This is a genomic window from Bacillus sp. BS98 (assembly GCF_008432245.1).
Lineage (GTDB): Bacteria > Bacillota > Bacilli > Bacillales > Bacillaceae_G > Bacillus_A > Bacillus_A toyonensis.
Genome location: NZ_CP043830.1, coordinates 4997168 through 5017788, shown reverse-complemented (window position 1 = coordinate 5017788; position 20621 = coordinate 4997168). Strand labels below are relative to the sequence as shown.

At 39.3% G+C, this 20621-nt stretch carries 21 protein-coding genes; 20 read left to right on the top strand and 1 reads right to left on the bottom strand.

The window, feature by feature from the left end:
* The first annotated feature begins 3 nt into the window (after positions 1 to 3).
* The 10 genes from atpB to F0362_RS26130 all read left to right on the top strand — a co-directional run bounded on the left by atpB (position 4) and on the right by F0362_RS26130 (position 8495).
* Positions 4 to 723 (top strand): F0F1 ATP synthase subunit A, encoded by a 720-nt coding sequence (atpB, locus tag F0362_RS26180; RefSeq protein WP_000399876.1) that lies wholly within the window; start codon positions 4 to 6, stop codon positions 721 to 723.
* A gap of 56 nt (positions 724 to 779) precedes the next feature.
* Positions 780 to 998: a F0F1 ATP synthase subunit C gene (gene atpE / locus F0362_RS26175; protein ID WP_000052064.1), complete on the top strand. Its 219-nt coding sequence runs from the start codon at positions 780 to 782 to the stop codon at positions 996 to 998.
* A gap of 128 nt (positions 999 to 1126) precedes the next feature.
* A complete protein-coding gene (gene atpF / locus F0362_RS26170) occupies positions 1127 to 1633 on the top strand; it encodes a F0F1 ATP synthase subunit B (RefSeq protein WP_001142619.1) in 507 nt (168 codons plus the stop codon).
* Positions 1630 to 2172, top strand: coding sequence for a F0F1 ATP synthase subunit delta (atpH, locus tag F0362_RS26165; protein ID WP_000064687.1), 543 nt, complete (start codon positions 1630 to 1632; stop codon positions 2170 to 2172). Before atpF ends, atpH begins: the two co-directional genes overlap by 4 nt.
* Before the next feature lie 11 nt (positions 2173 to 2183).
* Positions 2184 to 3692: a F0F1 ATP synthase subunit alpha gene (gene atpA, locus F0362_RS26160; RefSeq protein WP_000027515.1), complete on the top strand. Its 1509-nt coding sequence runs from the start codon at positions 2184 to 2186 to the stop codon at positions 3690 to 3692.
* A gap of 246 nt (positions 3693 to 3938) precedes the next feature.
* Positions 3939 to 4799: a F0F1 ATP synthase subunit gamma gene (gene atpG / locus F0362_RS26155; RefSeq protein WP_000157703.1), complete on the top strand. Its 861-nt coding sequence runs from the start codon at positions 3939 to 3941 to the stop codon at positions 4797 to 4799.
* A 241-nt stretch (positions 4800 to 5040) separates the two neighbouring features.
* Positions 5041 to 6450, top strand: coding sequence for a F0F1 ATP synthase subunit beta (gene atpD, locus F0362_RS26145; RefSeq protein ID WP_001032588.1), 1410 nt, complete (start codon positions 5041 to 5043; stop codon positions 6448 to 6450).
* Positions 6451 to 6470: 20 nt separating this feature from the next.
* On the top strand, positions 6471 to 6872 hold the full coding sequence (gene atpC, locus F0362_RS26140) for a F0F1 ATP synthase subunit epsilon (protein WP_000847214.1): 402 nt from the start codon (positions 6471 to 6473) through the stop codon (positions 6870 to 6872).
* A 139-nt stretch (positions 6873 to 7011) separates the two neighbouring features.
* Complete coding sequence (locus tag F0362_RS26135; RefSeq protein ID WP_000578813.1) at positions 7012 to 7797, top strand: DUF975 family protein; 786 nt, start codon at positions 7012 to 7014, stop codon at positions 7795 to 7797.
* Positions 7798 to 7841: 44 nt separating this feature from the next.
* The gene (locus F0362_RS26130; protein ID WP_000622474.1) at positions 7842 to 8495 is read left to right on the top strand and encodes a DUF975 family protein; all 654 of its coding nucleotides are present in this window, start codon (positions 7842 to 7844) and stop codon (positions 8493 to 8495) included.
* Between the two features lie 92 nt (positions 8496 to 8587).
* Here the strand turns inward: F0362_RS26130 and F0362_RS26125 are convergent, their stop codons facing one another.
* Positions 8588 to 11317, bottom strand: coding sequence for an EAL domain-containing protein (locus F0362_RS26125; RefSeq protein ID WP_000745015.1), 2730 nt, complete (start codon positions 11315 to 11317; stop codon positions 8588 to 8590).
* A gap of 288 nt (positions 11318 to 11605) precedes the next feature.
* On the opposite strand from F0362_RS26125, the gene nuoA reads away from it, so the two are divergent.
* The 10 genes from nuoA to F0362_RS26075 are packed head-to-tail and all read left to right on the top strand — an operon-like array spanning position 11606 to position 20616.
* Positions 11606 to 11974 (top strand): NADH-quinone oxidoreductase subunit NuoA, encoded by a 369-nt coding sequence (gene nuoA / locus F0362_RS26120; RefSeq protein ID WP_149890045.1) that lies wholly within the window; start codon positions 11606 to 11608, stop codon positions 11972 to 11974.
* Positions 11965 to 12483, top strand: a complete 519-nt coding sequence (nuoB, locus tag F0362_RS26115; RefSeq protein WP_000236327.1) for an NADH-quinone oxidoreductase subunit NuoB — start codon at positions 11965 to 11967, stop codon at positions 12481 to 12483. Before nuoA ends, nuoB begins: the two co-directional genes overlap by 10 nt.
* Positions 12480 to 13847 carry an NADH-quinone oxidoreductase subunit C gene (locus tag F0362_RS26110; protein ID WP_149890044.1) on the top strand — a complete coding sequence of 456 codons (1368 nt, stop codon included), beginning with the start codon at positions 12480 to 12482 and terminating at the stop codon, positions 13845 to 13847. Before nuoB ends, F0362_RS26110 begins: the two co-directional genes overlap by 4 nt.
* A 3-nt stretch (positions 13848 to 13850) precedes the next feature.
* Positions 13851 to 14951, top strand: coding sequence for an NADH-quinone oxidoreductase subunit NuoD (nuoD, locus tag F0362_RS26105; protein ID WP_000621447.1), 1101 nt, complete (start codon positions 13851 to 13853; stop codon positions 14949 to 14951).
* The gene (gene nuoH, locus F0362_RS26100; protein ID WP_000573426.1) at positions 14951 to 15952 is read left to right on the top strand and encodes an NADH-quinone oxidoreductase subunit NuoH; all 1002 of its coding nucleotides are present in this window, start codon (positions 14951 to 14953) and stop codon (positions 15950 to 15952) included. Before nuoD ends, nuoH begins: the two co-directional genes overlap by 1 nt.
* Before the next feature lie 25 nt (positions 15953 to 15977).
* Complete coding sequence (nuoI, locus tag F0362_RS26095) at positions 15978 to 16397, top strand: NADH-quinone oxidoreductase subunit NuoI (protein ID WP_000677189.1); 420 nt, start codon at positions 15978 to 15980, stop codon at positions 16395 to 16397.
* Entirely contained in the window at positions 16394 to 16918 is a 525-nt protein-coding gene (locus F0362_RS26090; RefSeq protein ID WP_001012818.1) for an NADH-quinone oxidoreductase subunit J, read from the top strand. Before nuoI ends, F0362_RS26090 begins: the two co-directional genes overlap by 4 nt.
* Positions 16911 to 17225 carry an NADH-quinone oxidoreductase subunit NuoK gene (nuoK, locus tag F0362_RS26085; protein WP_000100078.1) on the top strand — a complete coding sequence of 105 codons (315 nt, stop codon included), beginning with the start codon at positions 16911 to 16913 and terminating at the stop codon, positions 17223 to 17225. Before F0362_RS26090 ends, nuoK begins: the two co-directional genes overlap by 8 nt.
* A 29-nt stretch (positions 17226 to 17254) precedes the next feature.
* Positions 17255 to 19117, top strand: coding sequence for an NADH-quinone oxidoreductase subunit L (gene nuoL / locus F0362_RS26080; RefSeq protein ID WP_098009789.1), 1863 nt, complete (start codon positions 17255 to 17257; stop codon positions 19115 to 19117).
* Positions 19114 to 20616: an NADH-quinone oxidoreductase subunit M gene (locus F0362_RS26075; RefSeq protein ID WP_000998954.1), complete on the top strand. Its 1503-nt coding sequence runs from the start codon at positions 19114 to 19116 to the stop codon at positions 20614 to 20616. Before nuoL ends, F0362_RS26075 begins: the two co-directional genes overlap by 4 nt.
* Positions 20617 to 20621: the final 5 nt, after the last annotated feature.

Here is a 20621-nt window from a genome sequence, read left to right as displayed (position 1 = left end):
CTAGTGGAACACGGTAAATTAGTTGAATTTCTAGGTTTAACGTTCGATTTGTCATCAGTTATGATGGTTACTGTAGCAGCAGTTATTGTTTTCTTAATCGCAGTTATAGGAACTCGCAGCTTAGCTCTTCGCCCAACAGGAATGCAAAATTTCATGGAATGGGTGTTTGACTTCGTGAAAGGGATTATCAATAGTACGATGGACTGGAAAACAGGTGGACGTTTCTTAACGCTTGGCGTTACGCTTATCATGTTTATCATCGTATCGAACTTCCTTGGTTTACCATTCATGTATTCAACAGTTGAGGCTGGCGAACATATTGCATGGTGGAGATCACCAACGTCTGATCCAGCAGTTACATTAACATTAGCCGTGATGGTAGTTACCCTCACCCATTATTATGGAATTAAGATGAAGGGTACGAAAGAATACGTTAAAGGTTATTTCCAACCTATGAAATTCTTATTCCCATTAAAGGTTATTGAGGAGTTTGCTAACACATTAACGTTAGGTCTTCGTTTGTTCGGTAACATTTATGCAGGTGAAATCCTGTTAGGATTACTTGCTAAGTTAGGCGGAGCATCAGTTCTTGGAGCATTAGGTGCGCTTGTACCGATGTTAGCATGGATGGGATTCAGTGTATTCGTTGGATCAATCCAGTCATTTATTTTCGTTATGTTAACGATGGTTTATATGGCTCATAAAGTAAGCCATGACCATTAATATAATTTAAGTAAGAAAAAATTTATTTTTTTATAATACAAAGGAGGACAAATTAAATGAGTTTAGGTGTAATCGCAGCTGCAATTGCAATTGGTTTATCAGCATTAGGTGCAGGTATTGGTAACGGTCTTATCGTATCACGTACAATCGAAGGTGTTGCTCGTCAACCAGAATTAAAAGGCGCACTTCAAACAATTATGTTCATCGGGGTTGCTTTAGTTGAGGCACTTCCAATCATCGGTGTAGTTATTGCTTTCATCGTAATGAACAAATAAGGGAGACTCCCCTTACATAGATGGCGAAGAGTGTTTTTTGAACTTTCTTCGCCATTGCTTTATGAACGAAACGTATGTCTTTTTTTTTCATATGATCAATTTAGATATTTTGAAGGGAGTGAATCCTTGTGCCAACTTTATTATTAGGGGCTGCCATTCCATTTGGAACGATTGCTTATACATTGTTCATTTTCTTACTTCTATTAGTAATGCTACGCAAATTTGCGTGGGGTCCTTTAATGGGAATTATGAAAGAACGTGAAGAGCATGTTACTAGTGAAATCGACGCTGCAGAAAGAAGTAACGCTGAAGCGAAGAAATTAGTAGAAGAACAACGTGAAATGTTAAAACAATCGCGTGTTGAAGCACAAGAGTTAATCGAAAGAGCGAAAAAACAAGCTGTAGATCAAAAAGATGTGATTGTTGCTGCTGCGAAAGAAGAAGCAGAATCAATTAAAGCATCTGCTGTACAAGAAATTCAACGCGAAAAAGAGCAAGCGATTGCTGCTTTACAAGAACAAGTCGCTTCTTTATCTGTTCAAATTGCTTCTAAAGTAATTGAAAAAGAGTTAAAAGAAGAAGATCAAGTGAAGTTAATTCGCGATTATATTAAAGAAGTAGGAGAAGCGCGATGAGCAATGGGATTGTAGCAAAACGTTATGCTGTCGCTCTTTTTAAAATTGCAAAAGAAAAACACGTATTAGAAATGTTTGAAGAGGAATTACGCCTTGTACAAAACGTTTATGTAAAGAACGGAGAACTACATAGCTTTTTAACGCAACCGAACATTTCAAAAGAGCAGAAGAAAACGTTTCTTGCAAACGTATTCGGATCTGTTTCTGAATCTATTTTAAATACGTTATATATTTTAATTGATAACAAGCGCATTGAAATCTTACCTGAAATTGCAGATGAATATGTTGTTCTTGCTAATGAAGAACGTAACGTAGCGGATGCAACTGTGTATTCTACTCGTCTTCTATCTGAAGAAGAGAAGCTTAACGTTGCAGAAGCATTTGCAAAGAGAACGGGAAAAGATGCAATTCGCGTAAAAAATGTTGTAGATGAAGATTTACTAGGCGGCATTAAAGTACGTATTGGAAATCGCATTTATGATGGAAGTTTACAAGGAAAATTAGCACGTATTCAACGTGAATTAATGAAGAATAGATAGGGGTGAAGCACATGAGCATCAGAGCTGAAGAAATTAGCGCACTGATAAAGCAACAAATCGAGAACTATCAGTCTGAAATCGAAGTTAGTGATGTTGGTACAGTTATCCAAGTTGGTGACGGTATCGCGCGTGCTCATGGTCTTGATAACGTTATGGCTGGTGAACTTGTAGAGTTCTCTAACGGCGTTATGGGGCTAGCACAAAACTTAGAAGAAAACAATGTAGGTATCATTATTTTAGGACCTTACACAGAAATCCGTGAAGGTGACGAAGTTCGTCGTACTGGTCGCATCATGCAAGTACCAGTAGGGAAAGAACTAATCGGTCGTGTTGTAAACCCATTAGGTCAACCAGTTGATGGTTTAGGCCCAATCAATACAACAAACACTCGTCCAATCGAAAGTCCAGCACCAGGTGTAATGGATCGTAAATCTGTTCATGAGCCACTTCAAACAGGTATTAAAGCGATCGATGCTCTTGTACCAATTGGCCGTGGTCAACGTGAGTTAATCATCGGTGACCGTCAAACAGGTAAAACAGCAGTTGCACTTGATACAATCATTAATCAAAAAGATGAAGATATGATTTGTATCTATGTAGCTATCGGACAAAAAGAATCAACTGTACGTAACGTAGTAGAAACACTACGTAAGCACGGCGCATTAGATTACACAATCGTTGTAACTGCATCAGCTTCTCAACCAGCTCCATTATTATACTTAGCTCCTTACGCTGGTGTAACAATGGGTGAAGAGTTCATGTACAATGGTAAACACGTATTAGTAGTATATGATGACTTATCAAAACAAGCAGCGGCTTACCGTGAGCTTTCATTACTATTACGTCGTCCTCCAGGTCGTGAAGCATATCCAGGGGATGTATTCTACTTACATTCTCGCTTATTAGAGCGTGCAGCAAAATTAAGTGATGCAAGAGGCGGCGGTTCTTTAACTGCACTACCTTTCATCGAAACACAAGCAGGGGACGTATCAGCTTACATCCCAACAAACGTAATCTCGATTACGGATGGACAAATCTTCTTACAATCTGACCTATTCTTCTCTGGCGTACGTCCAGCGATCGATGCGGGTACTTCTGTATCACGTGTAGGTGGATCTGCTCAGATTAAAGCAATGAGTAAAGTATCAGGTACACTTCGTCTTGACCTTGCATCTTACCGTGAGTTAGAAGCGTTCGCTCAGTTCGGTTCTGACCTTGATAAAGCAACGCAAGCGAAACTAAACCGTGGTGCTCGTACAGTTGAGGTATTAAAACAAGGATTACACAAACCGTTACGTGTAGAGAAACAAGTTATCATTCTTTACGCTTTAACACGTGGATTCCTAGATGATATCCCAGTAGTCGATATCACTCGTTTCGAAGAAGAATTCCATGCTTGGTTAGATTCAAATGCAGCTGACTTATTAAGCGAAATCCGCACAACTAAGAAACTTGCGGATGACGACAAATTTGCAGCAGCAATTAACGGATTTAAAAAAGTATTCGTAGCTTCTGAGTAATTAATAAAAGCGGAAGCGGCTCGATTTGAATGTGAAGTGAAGCCACCGAGCATTCAAGCCGCTGGAGCTAGATAGTATATATAAAAGGCATCTCAGGTTCTGAGATTGCTGACGGTTATGTAGAGGAAAAGAGTAGGTGCACCTATTCTTTTCCTTCAATCATGAGCAAGAATATCTTGCAACGTAGATTAGGAAGAGGATTCTTACTAATCGTGCCAACTTCCGGAAAAAAGGTGGTGAAAACCTGTGGCATCTTTACGCGATATAAAAGCGAAGATTACCTCGACAAAGAAAACGAGTCAAATTACGAAAGCGATGGAGATGGTATCTGCATCTAAGTTAAACCGTGCAGAGCAAAATGCTAAATCTTTCGTTCCGTATATGGAAAAGATTCAAGAAGTAGTAGCGAGCATTGCGCAAGGAAGTAAAGGAATTAATCATCCAATGCTAAATGCGCGTCCTGTAAAGCGTACAGGATACATCGTTATTACATCTGATCGCGGACTAGCAGGTGGTTATAACAGTAACGTATTACGTACAGTTAGTAACGTGATTCGTGAACGTCATAATATGGATTCAAACCAATATTCAATTATTGTGCTTGGCCGACTAGGACGTGATTATTTAAAACGTCGCGGATTTAACATCATTGATGAAGTAGTTGGATTATCTGACCACCCATCATTTACTGATATTAAAGATCTTGCTTCTCGAGCAATTGCGATGTTCGCAGATGGTGCTTATGATGAGCTGTATATTTACTACAACCATTACGTAAGTAAAATTTCACAAGAAGTAACGGAAAATAAAATTTTACCGCTTACTGATGTGGCGTCTGACAAACCGACGACAGCTTATGAATTCGAACCTTCTGAAGAAGAAATATTAAAAGTATTATTGCCACAATACGCAGAAAGCTTAGTGTACGGTGCATTACTAGACGGTAAAGCAAGTGAGCACGCGGCGCGTATGACAGCAATGAAGAGTGCTACAGACAACGCAATGGAAGTTATCGATTCACTTACACTTTCATTCAACCGTGCACGTCAAGCAGCGATTACGCAAGAAATTACGGAAATCGTTGGTGGAGCAGCAGCGTTAGAATAGTAATAAAAAGTGGAAGCGGCTCGTCCAGAACAGGAGGGCATTGGAGCTCCTGACGAAGAGGCGTAATTTGCCTCGCAGGAAGGCGCGAAATGACCGACTGTTCTAGCCGCTGGAACTAGATTCAATAAAAAGTGGAAGCGGCTCTGTCAAAAGAGTCGCATAAGCTATAAACTAATAAAAAATTAAAAGCCGACTTCTCTTAGAAAGCTGGCTAATTAAAAGAAAGCTAGGAGGGAACCCGATGAATAAAGGGCGCGTTACGCAAATCATGGGTCCGGTTGTAGACGTTAAGTTTGATGGCGGAAAGCTACCAGAAATCTACAACGCCCTTACGGTAAAACAAAGCAACGAAAACGGAGCAAACATTAACTTAACATTTGAAGTTGCACTTCATTTAGGTGATGACACAGTTCGTACAGTTGCAATGTCTTCCACAGATGGACTTGTTCGTGGCACAGAAGTAGAAGATACTGGTAAAGCAATCTCTGTACCAGTTGGTGATGCAACACTTGGTCGTGTATTTAACGTATTAGGTGATGCAATTGACTTAGATGGTGAACTTCCTGCGGATGTACACCGTGATCCAATTCACCGTCAAGCACCTGCATTCGAAGAGTTATCTACTAAAGTAGAAATTCTTGAAACTGGTATTAAAGTAGTAGACTTACTTGCTCCTTACATTAAGGGTGGTAAAATCGGTCTATTCGGTGGTGCCGGCGTAGGTAAAACAGTATTAATTCAGGAATTAATTAACAACATCGCACAAGAGCACGGTGGTATCTCTGTATTCGCTGGTGTAGGTGAGCGTACTCGTGAGGGTAATGACTTATACCACGAAATGAGTGATTCTGGCGTAATCAAGAAAACTGCGATGGTATTCGGACAAATGAACGAGCCACCTGGAGCACGTCAACGTGTTGCATTAACAGGTTTAACAATGGCTGAGCATTTCCGTGATGAACAAGGACAAGACGTACTATTGTTCATCGATAACATCTTCCGTTTCACGCAAGCGGGTTCTGAAGTATCTGCCCTTCTTGGTCGTATGCCATCTGCGGTAGGTTACCAACCAACACTTGCAACAGAAATGGGTCAATTACAAGAGCGTATTACATCTACAAATAAAGGGTCTATCACGTCTATCCAAGCGGTATATGTACCAGCCGATGACTATACTGACCCAGCACCAGCTACAACGTTCGCTCACTTAGATGCAACAACAAACTTAGAGCGTCGTTTAACGCAAATGGGTATTTACCCAGCCGTAGATCCATTAGCATCTACATCTCGTGCACTTTCTCCAGAAATCGTAGGAGAAGAGCATTATGAAGTAGCTCGTCAAGTACAGCAAACTTTACAACGTTATAAAGAGCTTCAAGACATCATCGCTATCTTAGGTATGGATGAGTTATCTGAAGAAGATAAGTTAGTTGTACATCGTGCTCGTCGTATTCAATTCTTCTTATCTCAAAACTTCCACGTAGCTGAGCAGTTTACAGGTCAAAAAGGTTCTTATGTACCTGTAAAAAATACAGTTAGTGGTTTCAAAGAAATTCTAGAAGGAAAATATGATGACCTTCCAGAAGATGCATTCCGCCTTGTTGGTGGCATTGAAGAAGTTATTGAAAACGCGAAGAAAATGATGGCGTAAGGCCTTAGGAGGGACGAAGTATGAAGACATTTCCAGTCAGTATTGTAACTCCTGATGGACCGGTTTACGAAAAAGAAGTAGAGATGGTAAGTGTAAAAGCAGAGAGTGGGGAAATGGGGATCTTACCAGGTCACATTCCAACTGTTGCACCATTAAAAATTAGTGCAGTTCGTCTGAAAAATGGTGGACACACTGATTATGTAGCAGTTAGCGGTGGCTTTATCGAAGTTCGTCCAGATAAAGTAACTGTATTATCATCATCTGCTGAAGAAGCAAACCATATCGATATCCATCGTGCAAATGAAGCGAAGCGTCGCGCTGAGCAACGTATGCAAGACAAACAAGCACATGTTGACTTTAAACGTGCAGAAATGGCATTACAACGTGCTGTGAACCGTTTAAACGTTTCCGATATGAAATAAAAAAATCCGTAAAGGTAAAACCTTTACGGATTTTTTTATTGTATTTTATGGATAATTTTACAAAAATGGTATAATTGCATTGATGGTTGTATAAGTAGAGAATGTACAACAATTTATATTTCATAAAGGGGATGAATCAATGATCGGTGAAATGAAACGAGAAGCGTTGCACTCTTTAAAGGGGAATTGGGGACTAGGTGTTGGATCAACGATTTTATATTTTATTTTAAGTTATGTTGTTTCAATGGCTGCAATGCTTATACTTTTAATTCCAGGACTTATTCTATTTTTTTTAATTGTTAGCTTCGCTGGTTCAATTGAAGGGGAAACAATATCAATTGGAGCAGCTATTACATTTGGGGTATTTTATTGTATCATGATAATTTTGAGTAACGCATCGTATGGTATTACATCATACGGTTATACGAATGTATGTCTACAGATTAGTAAACGAGAAGGTGCTAAAGTAGATTACTTATTCGAAGGATTTCGTGGTTTTAAAAGAATGATGAAAACAATGTGGGCAATGCTTGCGATTTTGTTATATACAGGTACATGGATTCCGATGTTGTTAATAGGCTTATTTGCATTGTTAGGTGAAGAAGGGAATACGTCATTTGCAATTGCTTTCTTCGTACTATTAGCTATTTCAATCGTTGGCATGATTGTGATGTATTTTTCTTATGCAATGACGTACTATGTAATGATTGGAAATCCAGAATATAGTGTGTCACAAGCAATGAAAGAAAGTAAGAGTCTTATGAAGGGACATAAGTTAGATTTGTTTCTTTTATGGCTTAGTTTTATAGGGTGGGTTATTTTAGCGATTTTGACATTTGGAATAGGTTTTCTTTGGCTTAGTCCGTATATGGGTACAACGACATCTCATTTTTATCGTTATATTTCAAAAGATGAATTGCGGTAAGAACATGCTATACTAATAGAATTGTTACGTATAGGAGGCTAATTATGATTAGTGATTTAAAAGGAGAAGCGTTAGACTCTCTAGAAGGAAAATGGGGCTTAGCTGTTGGGGCAACATTATTAATTTCAATTCTTATCACGATGTTTAGTTTTAGTGTTAAGTGGGGATTTTCTTCAACTTTCGGTTGGCAAGATACAACTGGTTCATTTTCGATAGATATTCTTACACTTTTTGTTACCGGACCGTTAACTTTAGGGGGGTATTATCTGGCTTTAAATATCATTCGTGAAAAACAAGCTAGTATCGGCAATGTATTTGTTTGGTTTACAGAGGGGAAAAGATTTTTAAAATCATTTTTAGTATATTTATTAGTGAATCTTTATCTTCTTTTATGGACTTTACTTTTCATTATTCCAGGCATTATTAAATCATTTTCTTATGCGATGACGTATTTTATTATAAACGATCATCCCGAGTATTCATTGAATCAAGCCATTACAGAAAGCCGTCGTATGATGGATGGGCATAAAATGGAGTATTTCATTTTATGTTTAAGTTTTATTGGTTGGTTTATATTAAGTTGTATTACATTAGGGATTGGATTCCTCTGGTTAATTCCATATTTCTATACGACAGCTTCAGCTTTTTACGAAGAGGTTGCAGAAGAATATTACGAGAAAAAAACCCCAACAATATAAAGTGAAACTGTTGTCATTGGGGCTTTATTCATCCCAAAATGATAACGAACTTTCACTCTCGCAAATAGCAGGATAAAAACACCCAGTGTGAATTAATTGTTCATACTGGGTGTTTTTTGTAGAAATTTTATAAACTGTTTACTTGTTAAAGGTTTACTGAAATAGTAACCTTGCATATATTTACAGTTGTTTTTTTGTAGAAACTTAAGTTGTTTTTCCGTTTCAATTCCTTCAGCAATGACAGAGAGATTTAAAGTATTTGCAAGAGAAAGGATAGTGGAAAAGATGGCTCTTTCTTCAGGGCGATGATCGGCTAGTTGTGTAAATTCTCTTGGTACCTTTAATGTATCGATAGGGAAAATTGATAAATAAGCGAGAGAAGAATAGCCAGTACCGAAGTCATCAATGGCCGTTTGAATGCCATATTCTTTTAATTGCTTCAGTCTCGATAGTGTTTCTTTTTCATTAATCATCGCAATTCGTTCTGTTAACTCAAGTGTGACATGTTTTGGATCGACCTGCACGTCGTTTAATATTTGTGAAATGTTTTCGATTAATTGATTTTGTTGGAACTCTTTTGCTGATAAATTAACGCTTATTTTTAAATTTTGATAGCCAAAGGTATGCCATATTTTTAATTGGAGACAGGCTTCTTTTAATACCCAATGTCCAAGTGGAACGACTTGTGGCGTTTCTTCTACAATTGGAATGAACTCACATGGTGAAATGTCACCTAATAGTGGATGTTTCCAACGTATTAATGCTTCAGCGCCGATAATTTTATTTGTTGTCGTATCAATTTGTGGCTGATAGACGAGATAAAATTCCTTGTTTACTAAAGCGAGTGGCAAATCCTTTTCGATTCGAGCTTTTCGTTCTATTTTCTTATATAGTTCTTTCGTATAAAGAGAGCTACGATTTTTTCCTTTATTTTTTGCTTCGTACATGGCCATATCGGCATGTTGTAAAATAGAAAGTGGGTCTTCGCCCGCTTCAGGGTATATTGCAATCCCGATACTCGGTGAGATTCGTAAATGCTGATTTTCGATTTCGAATGGTTTGTTCATGGCCGCTACAATCATATCAGCTATTTTTTTTACATCTGTCCTTTTTTTATAATTTTCGATGAGGATTGTGAACTCATCTCCAGCTAGTCGAGCAAGTTTCATATGCTGTGTTGATAATCGTTCAAGCCTTTTGGCTACTGCAATTAATAGGAGGTCTCCCACCCGATGCCCGAGAGTATCATTAATAACCTTAAAGCGGTCTAAATCGAGAAACATAACAGCAAAGGAGCTTTTCGATATTTTTGCTCGTGCAATCGCCTTTTCTAAATATTGATGAAATGCACGGCGATTTGCAAGTTCAGTTAAAGTATCATGATATGCTAGGAAATTAATTTGTTCTTGTTGTTGTTTGCTTTCCGTAATATCTTTAATCATTAAGTAGACCCCTGAAATATGATCCTTTAAAAAGATGGGAACAGCTGTAACATGCAAGTAGTAAATATCTCTGTTTTTGTGATACGCTCGTATTTCTAAAGAGATAGAATTCCCCTTTTTTACGCGATGAAAGGCGTTAATAATTTCTTCTAAATCTTCTTCGTATATGAGTGAGTAGTAAGGTTGATTTAATAATTCATTCGTTTGATACCCTAGTAAAGTAGTACCAGCGTTATTAACTTTAAGAAAATTGCCGTACAAATCTAATGTGAAGATTGGATCTGGATGGTGCTCGTATAAAGATTTAAACATTTGTTGGTTATGATAGAGCTCATTTTTTTGTTCTACTAAATCTTCTGTACGTAGTTCAATTTGTTTCTCGAGTTCCAAGTTGAATTGCATTTGGGCTAGTAATAATATTTTATTTTGTTTTCGAACTAAACTATGGCGTATGAGAACGAAAGTGAAAGTTATTATAAGCCCGATTACTACAATGGGGGCAAAAACATATTCGGCCAATATAAAAATAATAAGCATTACTACAGAAATATAAGGTAATAATAATCGGATTGATTCCCCAAATTTAGGCGTTAATAGTACCTGCTCTTGTTTTTCAGGCTCTTTCGTATGAAGAATACAGGCGATTGCTGCTAGCACTAAAACAACTTGATAGAACGGAGTAACTGTAAACATAGAATACGCTGGTGTGAAATATTTTATATAAGCATAAATAGCATCTGTAGTAGCATACAAAATTAAAGCACTACCAAGAAGTGCACCAACTTGTTTTGGTAATAAGGATAATGGTCTGAATAAAAGGTTGATTCCAATTAAAAGAAAGAGTAAATCAGCCATTGGATAGGTAAGTTGAACAAATATATCGATATAGGATGTTGTGAAAACGTGAATGGTTTGCTCAATAAGTAAGTAGTAACTTAAAGTAAATTGGGCTGTAACGATAATACAAATATCACATATCATAAAAAGCTTTTCTAATAAGTCCCGGTTATAAATGATCTCATATAGAAAGGCAAGTGCAAAGCTAATTAAAAAAAGTAGGTAAAAAAAGTCAGACGGATCAACAAACGTATAGTAGTCCTTTAAAATTAAACGTTGATAGGAAACAACTATATCACCAATGAAATAAGAGAGAGCCCCAACAGATAATATGATCCAAAATAAACGGGGTAACCCTTGTTTCGTATTTGTAAAATAAAATATATAACTACAAGCGATAATATCAATTAATAGGGTGCTCATTCCGATTAATATTTGAAAGGGAAATGAGTATTCATATAGAAAGGGCATTGCTACGTAATGAATCGCGATAGAAAACAATAAAACGCTTATAAGAATACTTACATGTGTTTGTTTTTTCATTTATATCACCTACGGTATATACATATAAACTTCCTTTTTATTTTTTGCGATTGCCTAAAAAATATATATAAATTCTATACTTATTTTGCACAGGTATAGCGAGTTATAAAAATAGATTTTAATAATTCTTGTTTCTGTCCTCAACATATCGACATAGGAATTTGAAGTTTGCTATAATAAATAAAATAGTTTAATTATTTAGAAAAATTTAAAAATAATATTTGTCGCAACTGGGACATATTGTTTACTAAGTGAACTTGTTCTTAATTTAGGGGGGAGGGTTTCACAATGGCAAGTGTATATGAAAATAGTTATATGATCGTTTTGATTTTCTTGCTAGTAGGCATATTACTGCCGGTAGTGGCTCTTACATTAGGAAGGATGCTGCACCCAAACAAACCAAGTGCAGCAAAAGCGACGACGTATGAGAGTGGAATTGAGCCTTTTCATGATGCAAATATTCGGTTTCATGCTCGTTACTATATTTTCGCTTTATTGTTTGTCATCTTTGATGTAGAAACTTTATTTCTATATCCATGGGCTGTTGCATATGACAAGCTAGGTTTATTTGCATTAATTGAAATGCTCATCTTTGTTGTAATGTTGCTAGTTGGATTAGCTTATGCTTGGAAAAAGAAGGTGTTACAATGGTTATAAATTTTGAGGCACTACATCCAAATGAGCGAGCGGAATTAGAGAGAAATATCTTTTTTTCTACATTGGAGCAGTTAAAAGGGTGGGCGAGGAGTAATTCTTTATGGCCGATGACATTCGGACTGGCATGCTGTGCGATTGAAATGATGGGAGTAGGTTCATCACATTACGATTTAGATCGATTTGGGTCATTTTTTCGGACTTCACCAAGGCAATCAGATGTCATGATTGTGTCGGGAACGGTAACGAAGAAGATGGCTCCTATTGTTAGGCGTTTATATGATCAAATGCCTGAACCGAAATGGGTTATTGCGATGGGATCTTGTGCGACTGCTGGTGGTCCGTATGTGAATTCGTACGCTGTTGTGAAAGGTGTAGATCAAATTGTACCAGTTGATGTGTATATTCCTGGATGCCCACCAAACCCTGCAGCTTTAATTTATGGAATTAATAAGTTGAAAGAGAAAATTCGTTACGAGGCAAAGACGGGGAAGCAGGTGACGAATAAATGAGTAATCCAAATAAAGATTTAGAGGATCTGAAAAGAGAAGCTGCTAGGCGCGCGAAAGAGGAAGCGAGAAAACGTCTTGTTGCGAAACATGATGCGGAAATAAGTAAGCTTGAGGGAGAAAATCAAGAAAAAGAGAAAGCGCTACCAAAAATTGATGGAATGACTGTAGAAGAAGCAAAACAACGTGCAGCAGCTGCTGCGAAAGCAAAAGCGGCAGCGTTAGCGAAGCAAAAAAGAGAAGGAACAGAAGAAGTAACGGAAGAAGAAAAGGCCAAAGCGAAGGCGAAGGCAGCCGCAGCTGCGAAAGCAAAAGCGGCGGCGCTAGCGAAGCAAAAAAGAGAAGGAACAGAAGAGGTAACGGAAGAAGAAAAGGCCAAAGCGAAGGCGAAGGCAGCCGCAGCTGCGAAAGCAAAAGCGGCAGCATTAGCGAAGCAAAAAAGAGAAGGAACAGAAGAAGTAACGGAAGAAGAAAAGGTCAAAGCGAAGGCGAAGGCAGCCGCAGCTGCGAAAGCAAAAGCGGCGGCGCTAGCGAAGCAAAAAAGAGAAGGAACAGAAGAGGTAACGGAAGAAGAAAAGGCCAAAGCGAAGGCGAAGGCAGCCGCAGCTGCGAAAGCAAAAGCGGCGGCGCTAGCGAAGCAAAAAAGAGAAGGAACAGAAGAGGTAACGGAAGAAGAAAAGGCTAAAGCGAAGGCGAAGGCCGTGGCAGCTGCGAAAGCAAAAGCAGCGGCGCTAGCGAAACAGAAAGCTTCGCTAGGTGATGGAAATTTGGGAGATGAAAAGGCGAAGGCAATTGCAGCAGCGAAGGCGAAAGCGGCTGCGGCGGCAAGGGCGAAGACGAAGGGTGCTGAAAGTGAAAAGGAAGATGTACCGAAGCAAGAAGAACCGTCCGTTAATCAGCCGTATCTCAATCAGTATGTTGAGGTTATTAGGGGTAAATTAGGAGGTAGCACATTAGTAGATTCCTATATTAATAAACTTTCAAAAGATGTACCAACTCTTGTGGTGGATCCTTCAAAATATTATGAGGTGATGGAGTTACTACGATTCCATGAGGGACTTGCTTTTGATTATATGTCAGAGCTACATGCGACAGATTTTGTGACTCATATGGAAGTGTATGTTCATTTATTTTCATATGGAAAGAAACAGTCTGTAGCGGTGAAGGTAAAGCTGGATAGAGAAGTGCCGCAAGTTGAATCGGTAACAGCGCTGTGGAAAGGGGCTGACTGGCCGGAGCGAGAAGCGTATGATCTGCTAGGCATTGCATTTAAGGGACATCCGAATTTATCGCGTATTTTAATGCCTGATGATTGGGTAGGGTATCCGCTTAGGAAAGATTATGAACCGTATGATGTGGAGGTGTAACTTATGATTCGTACGGAAGAAATGCTTTTGAATGTAGGACCTCAGCATCCGAGTACACACGGTGTTTTCAGGCTTGTTATTAAGATTGACGGTGAAATTATTAAAGAAGCTACACCGGTTATTGGGTATTTGCATCGCGGGACTGAAAAGATCGCTGAGAGCTTACAGTATACGCAAATTATCCCTTATACAGATCGAATGGACTATTTATCAGCAATGACGAATAATTACGTCATTTGCCATGCTGTAGAGACGATGATGGGACTTGAAATTCCGGAGCGTGCCGAATACTTGCGAGTACTTGCGATGGAGCTGGGAAGAATTGCGAGCCATCTCGTTTGGTGGGGGACAAATCTTCTTGATATAGGAGCGGTCAGCCCGTTTTTGTACGCGTTTCGTGAACGAGAGATGATTATAAATTTATTAAATGAATTATGCGGGGCACGGCTTACTTTTAACTATATGAGAGTCGGCGGTGTGAAGTGGGACGCGCCGGATGGTTGGATTGAAAAAGTGGAAGAGTTTGTTCCATACATGAGAGAGCAATTGGCAGGTTATCACGACCTTGTTAGTGGTAATGAGATTTTCTTGAATCGCGTGAAGGGCGTTGGCATATATAGCGCGGAAAAAGCAATTTCGTATTCTTTAAGCGGAGCGAATTTGCGGTGCACCGGAGTAAACTGGGATCTTCGCAAAGATGAGCCGTATTCGATTTATGATCGTTTTAATTTTGATATTCCTGTTGGAAGCGTGGGAGATGCTTGGGATCGCTACGTTTGCCGAATGGAGGAAATTGAAGAGTCGTTAAAAATTGTAGAGCAAGCAGTCCAGCAGTTTCCAAAGGACGGAGCCGTACTGGCGAAAGTGCCGAAAATTATTAAGGCGCCTAAGGGGGAAGCGTTTGTCCGTATAGAATCACCACGCGGAGAGATTGGTTGCTATATCGCTAGTGACGGAAAGAAAGAGCCATATCGTCTGAAATTCCGCAGACCTTCTTTTTATAACTTGCAAATTTTACCGAAGTTATTGAAGGGTGAAAACATCGCCAATTTAATTACGATTTTAGGTGGAGTCGATATTGTACTTGGGGAGGTCGATGGCTAATGATTGAGACGCTCTTACAATCACCTTCAAGCTGGACGAATTTCTTCATTTTTTTCGGATTAGCAGTGCTTCTACTATTTGCAGTCCTTGGCTTCGTTACATATGGTATTTTGGCAGAACGGAAAGTGATGGGATTTATGCAAGGCCGGATTGGGCCAAACCAAGTTGGAGGGCGGTTCGGTTTACTGCAAACGGTAGCTGATGTTTTGAAACTATTATTGAAAGAAGATAGTATTCCGAAAGCTGCAGATAAACCGTTGTTCATATTAGCACCTGTCATTGCATTTGCGCCAGCATTTATGGTACTTGCGGTTATCCCGTTTACCGATAAATTTCAGTTCGCGGATATTGGTGTCGGATTGCTGTATTACATTGCTGTTTCTGGGATTACGACAATTGGTGTCGTAACTGGGGGATGGGCATCAAATAATAAATATTCCCTTTTAGGAGGGATGCGCGCGGCGGCGCAAATGATTTCTTATGAAATTCCGCTCGTAATGAGCGTAATTGGTATCGTTTTGTTAGCTGGTAGCTTGAATCTAAATGAAATTGTAGCGGCGCAGGAGAAAGTTTGGTACATTTTCGTACAGCCAATTGGATTCGTCGTTTTCTTAATCGCAGCAGTAGCAGAGTTAAATAGGACGCCGTTTGATTTACCAGAAGCGGAGTCAGAACTTGTTTCTGGATATCATACGGAATACTCAGGTTTTCGCTGGGCGTTTTTCATGCTTTCAGAGTATGTATATTTCTTCGGAATGGCCTCTTTAATTACAGTACTTTTTTTAGGCGGCTGGAACCCAGTTATGTTTCTTGGATTTATTCCAGGTGCTGTATGGTTTGCTTTGAAATTTAGCAGTGTAGTCTTTCTATTAATTTGGTTCCGCGTTACGTTCCCGCGTATAAGGGGTGACCAGTTAATGGAGTTTGGCTGGAAAGTATTATTACCAATCGCACTTGCAAATATTTTCTTAACGGCATTGATTAAGGAGCTATTCTTCTAATCTATGAAGGGGGTGCCAGTAAGAGATGAAAGGGTTATTTAAAGGTTTAAAATATACGCTGAGTAATTTGAGTAAGAAAAAGGTGACGTATGATTATCCAAATCAGCCGTTGCCATTGCCAGATCGCTTTAGAGGGATTCAAAAGTTTTATCCTGAGAAATGTATTGTTTGTAATCAGTGTTCTAACATTTGTCCGACAGATTGCATTCAATTGACGGGAAAGAAACATCCTGACCCTACGAAAAAAGGGAAAATTATTGATACGTATGATATTAATTTTGAAATTTGTATACTTTGCGATTTATGTACAGAAGTTTGCCCGACAGAGGCAATTGTTATGACAAATAACTTTGAACTCGCAGCATATTCACGTGATGATTTATTTAAAAATTTGCAGTGGCTCGACGAAAACGATGAAAACGTCAGGAAGGAGAATAAAGCATGAATGGCGAGTTTGTAGCATTCTTTATACTATCCTTATCTGCAATTATCGGTGGTGTTCTCATGTTGAACTTAACGAAAGTAATGCATATGATGCTAGCTCTCGTTCTGACATTTCTCAGCATTGCAGGTTTGTACTTTCTTTTATCGGCCGAGTTTATCGGAGTTGCACAAATTTTACTTTACTCTGGTGCAATCACAATTATTATGATTTTTGGCATTATGTTAACGAAACATAATGCGGAAAATGAATCACGTCTTACTCTTCGAAAATGGATTATCTTCTTTGCAGTTGTAGCATTTGGGGCAGTTATGTATTTCGCTGTTAATAGTATCGATTTTTCAAATGAAAGCACACAAGGAAGTTTACCTCTCCATGAAAAAAACACACTTCAAATCGGTACACTTCTCTATTCGAAATACATTATTCCATTTGAGTTAACCTCGGTTATTTTACTTGTAGCACTTGTTGGCGCGATTATACTTGCGAAGAAGGATGAGAAAGAGGAGGATTCCAATGAGTAGCGTTCCAGCTTCTGCGTATTTAACACTTGCGATTATTTTGTTTTGCATCGGTTTATTTGGAGCTTTAACGAAGCGAAACACAGTAATCGTATTAGTTTGTATCGAATTAATGCTAAATGCTGCCAATTTAAATTTAGTGGCGTTTAGTAAATTAGGTTTGTTCCCGAATTTAACAGGGCAAATCTTCTCGCTGTTTACGATGGCTGTAGCGGCAGCGGAGGCGGCGGTAGGGCTCGCCATTTTAATTGCTTTGTATCGTAATCGCACGACAGTTCATGTAGATGAAATGGATACGCTTAAAGGATAGCATTGTGACCGAAAAGGGGGAAGGAAACAATGATCGATTATGCATGGCTCATACCGCTTTTCCCGCTTGTTTCGTTTTTTTTACTTATTATGTTCGGGAAGAAAATTAGAGAAGGAAGCAGCGTACTTAGTATTTTCTTCGTCTCTCTCTCCTTTATACTCGCGGTACTTGTATTAATAGAAAGATTTTCGAAGGTCACAGTGAAGCATAAATGGGTATGGCTTAGAACTGGAGATATTGATATATCATTTGGCTTTGAAGTGACTGCATTAGGGGCTTTGATGTTATTTATCGTTACACTTGTGAGCTTACTTGTACATGTGTATTCAAAAGGTTATATGAAAGGTGACGCAAGATTACCAACTTTTTATGCATATTTAGGACTCTTTACATTTGCGATGCTTGGGCTTGTTATATCGACGAATTTGTTACAGCTTTATATATTTTGGGAGTTAGTAGGCCTCGGTTCATTTTTACTCATCGGTTTTTATTTCTTTAAGGAGGAAGCGAAGGCTGCTGCGAAAAAGGCTTTTATTATGACTCGTATTGGGGATGTTGGTTTATTTATTGGGATGATTTTAATCTTTTGGCATGCAGGTAGTTTTGAGTATGAAGCAATTTTTAGAGCGATTCATACAGGCGATCTGTCCCCGACTATGATAACGATAACGGCGATATTAATTTTTATCGGGGCGATGGGGAAATCAGGTCAATTTCCGCTTCATACGTGGTTGCCTGATGCGATGGAGGGGCCAACGCCTGTTTCGGCACTTATTCATGCGGCGACGATGGTCGCAGCCGGTGTATATTTAGTAGCAACGATGTTCCCGCTATTTTCGGCAAGTGCGGTGGCAATGCAGACGGTGGCAATTGTTGGGGCTTTCACCGCAATATTTGCAGCCTCTATCGGTCTTGTACAGACGGATATAAAGAGGGTACTTGCTTATTCTACAGTTAGCCAGCTCGGGTATATGATGCTCGCCTTAGGTTCTGCTGGTTATGTAGCGGGTATATTCCATCTAACGACACATGCCTTTTTTAAAGCGTTACTATTCTTGGCAGCAGGAAGTGTAATTCATGCTGTGCATACGCAAAACATTAATAAAATGGGCGGTTTACAGAAGAAGATGAAAGTAACGGGTACGTTATTTTTAATAGGTACACTTGCAATTAGTGGAGTTCCGCTTCTTTCGGGTTTTTTTAGTAAAGATGAAATTTTGGCAGCAACTTGGATGAGTGGCAATTACTTTCTATTTGTTCTAGCAGTCTTTGCGGCATTCCTAACAGCATTCTACATGTTCCGCCTATACTTTCTTGTCTTTACTGGGGAAGCGAAGACGAAGGAAGAAGTGCATGACTCGCCGCGTATTATGACGTATCCGATGATTGTTCTCGGCGTTCTCGCGGTAGTAGCAGGATATATAAATACACCGTGGTTTGGAACGTTTCTCGGAGATTGGCTGACGAAGGATATACAATTTAAAGTGGAAGAAGCACATGGACCAGTTTGGATTATGATTGTTGCGACGCTCGTTTCATTTGGGGGGATTGCCCTTGCGTATTTCATATATGGAAAGAAAACTATCTCAAAAAATTGGGCAGGAGGAGAAAGGTCATTTCTTCATAAGCTCTTGAAAGAAAAATATTATGTGGATGAACTATACAATATGACAGTGATTCCTATTACGAAGGGAATCGCTCATGTGCTTCGCTTATTTGAAGTATATGTCGTGGAAGGGATTGCTGTTTTAATCGCAAGTTTGGTTAAAGGGGTAAGTGGCACATTGTCGAGGCTTCAAAACGGGAATGTACAAGTGTACGGCACTGTAACAGCAGTTTCGCTCGCGGTCCTCATCATTATTTTGCTATATACGGGAGGGGATTTACGATGAATGATTTGTTGTTGACGTTCTTCATTTTCTCCCCACTTTTAGGGATTCTATTACTTGTATTAACACCGAAAAAAGAATCGCGTACAGTACGAGCGCTCGGTTTATTTGGGACGGCGCTTCCATTTGGGATAGCTACCGTCCTCGCTTGTACATATGCTTCTGGAAAGAGTCTATCGCTATTTGATGAAAAAGTGAAATGGATTAAATTTGGTGATTTTGCAGCGGTGGATAAAAGATGGTTTTCTATTTATTACGAGCTTGGAATTGATGGTTTGTCACTTGTAATGATGGTGCTGACAGCCCTTCTAGCGATGCTTGCAGCAATTGCAGCGTTTTCCATTAAAAGAAATTTAAAAGCATTTTATATGCTATTGCTCATGCTAGAAATAGGGATGCTCGGTGTCTTCGCTGCTAAAAATTTAATGTTGTTCTTTATTTTCTTTGAAATTACACTGCCACCAATGTTTTTATTAATTGGCAAGTGGGGGAAATTGTCGAGTGAAAAGGCTGCATATAGTTATTTAATATATAACGGCATTGGATCAGCTATTTTGCTCATCGTTTTCTCGATTTTGTTCGCGAAAACAGGTACGACAAATATTGCGGAATTGAAAGAGATATTAACAGGTGTAAGTGCTGGGGGAGGACAGATCGTCCCGAGTAGCATACAGCTTGGTGTATTTATTGCTATAATGATTGCCTTTGCAATTAAACTACCTATTTTCCCGTTGCATCGCTGGATGGTCAATGTGCATATTGAAGCGCACCCTGCTGTAGTTATGCTTCATGCGGGCGTTTTGCTAAAGATTGGAGCGTACGGGATGATTCGCTTCGGGAAGGGGCTATTCCCAGAATACTTTCGCGAGTTTGCCACGCTAATTGCGATTTTAGGAGTAATCAACTTATTGTACGGTGCCTTTTTAGCGCTCATCCAAACGGATTTTAGGAAGGTGCTTGCCTACTCTAGTATTTCGCATATGGGAATTGTTTTAATGGGGCTTGCGGCACTTAATGCACCAGGTACACAAGGGGCGCTATTCCAAGTTGTTTCGCACGGTTTAATTGCAGCCTTGCTCTTCTTCTTGCTTGGTGTTATAGAACAGCGCTTTGGCACGTCGGATATTACAGCGCTTGGTGGACTCGCAAAAAGTGTCCCAATACTTAGCGGCTTCTTCCTAGCAGGAGGAATGGCATCGCTTGGACTACCGGGGATGTCTGGATTTGTGAGTGAGTTTCTTGCCTTTCTCGGCTTATTCCAAGGAGAGCCAGTCATTGCTGCAGTCGGTGTACTTGGGATTATTTTAACCGCTGTGTACGTATTAAGAGCGACACTCCAAGTAACATTTGGTAAGAAAGAGTGGGAAGCGAAAACTGATATACACGGATGGGAGTACGTCCCGGTCCTATTGCTTATCTTCTGTATTATTGCCATTGGAGTAATGCCAGAAATACTAGGGGATCCGCTTCAAAATACATTGAAAACATTGGGGGTGAAGTAGGATGG

Bases quoted from the DNA above. Each gene is read 5' to 3' on its own strand.
- atpE (WP_000052064.1), top strand. From the start codon at position 780: ATGAGTTTAGGTGTAATCGCAGCTGCAATTGCAATTGGTTTATCAGCA.
- atpH (WP_000064687.1), top strand. From the start codon at position 1,630: ATGAGCAATGGGATTGTAGCAAAACGTTATGCTGTCGCTCTTTTTAAA.
- atpA (WP_000027515.1), top strand. From the start codon at position 2,184: ATGAGCATCAGAGCTGAAGAAATTAGCGCACTGATAAAGCAACAAATC.
- atpD (WP_001032588.1), top strand. From the start codon at position 5,041: ATGAATAAAGGGCGCGTTACGCAAATCATGGGTCCGGTTGTAGACGTT.
- atpC (WP_000847214.1), top strand. From the start codon at position 6,471: ATGAAGACATTTCCAGTCAGTATTGTAACTCCTGATGGACCGGTTTAC.
- F0362_RS26135 (WP_000578813.1), top strand. From the start codon at position 7,012: ATGATCGGTGAAATGAAACGAGAAGCGTTGCACTCTTTAAAGGGGAAT.
- F0362_RS26130 (WP_000622474.1), top strand. From the start codon at position 7,842: ATGATTAGTGATTTAAAAGGAGAAGCGTTAGACTCTCTAGAAGGAAAA.
- F0362_RS26125 (WP_000745015.1), bottom strand. From the start codon at position 11,317: ATGAAAAAACAAACACATGTAAGTATTCTTATAAGCGTTTTATTGTTT.
- nuoA (WP_149890045.1), top strand. From the start codon at position 11,606: ATGGCAAGTGTATATGAAAATAGTTATATGATCGTTTTGATTTTCTTG.
- nuoB (WP_000236327.1), top strand. From the start codon at position 11,965: ATGGTTATAAATTTTGAGGCACTACATCCAAATGAGCGAGCGGAATTA.
- F0362_RS26110 (WP_149890044.1), top strand. From the start codon at position 12,480: ATGAGTAATCCAAATAAAGATTTAGAGGATCTGAAAAGAGAAGCTGCT.
- nuoD (WP_000621447.1), top strand. From the start codon at position 13,851: ATGATTCGTACGGAAGAAATGCTTTTGAATGTAGGACCTCAGCATCCG.
- nuoH (WP_000573426.1), top strand. From the start codon at position 14,951: ATGATTGAGACGCTCTTACAATCACCTTCAAGCTGGACGAATTTCTTC.
- nuoI (WP_000677189.1), top strand. From the start codon at position 15,978: ATGAAAGGGTTATTTAAAGGTTTAAAATATACGCTGAGTAATTTGAGT.
- F0362_RS26090 (WP_001012818.1), top strand. From the start codon at position 16,394: ATGAATGGCGAGTTTGTAGCATTCTTTATACTATCCTTATCTGCAATT.
- nuoK (WP_000100078.1), top strand. From the start codon at position 16,911: ATGAGTAGCGTTCCAGCTTCTGCGTATTTAACACTTGCGATTATTTTG.
- nuoL (WP_098009789.1), top strand. From the start codon at position 17,255: ATGATCGATTATGCATGGCTCATACCGCTTTTCCCGCTTGTTTCGTTT.
- F0362_RS26075 (WP_000998954.1), top strand. From the start codon at position 19,114: ATGAATGATTTGTTGTTGACGTTCTTCATTTTCTCCCCACTTTTAGGG.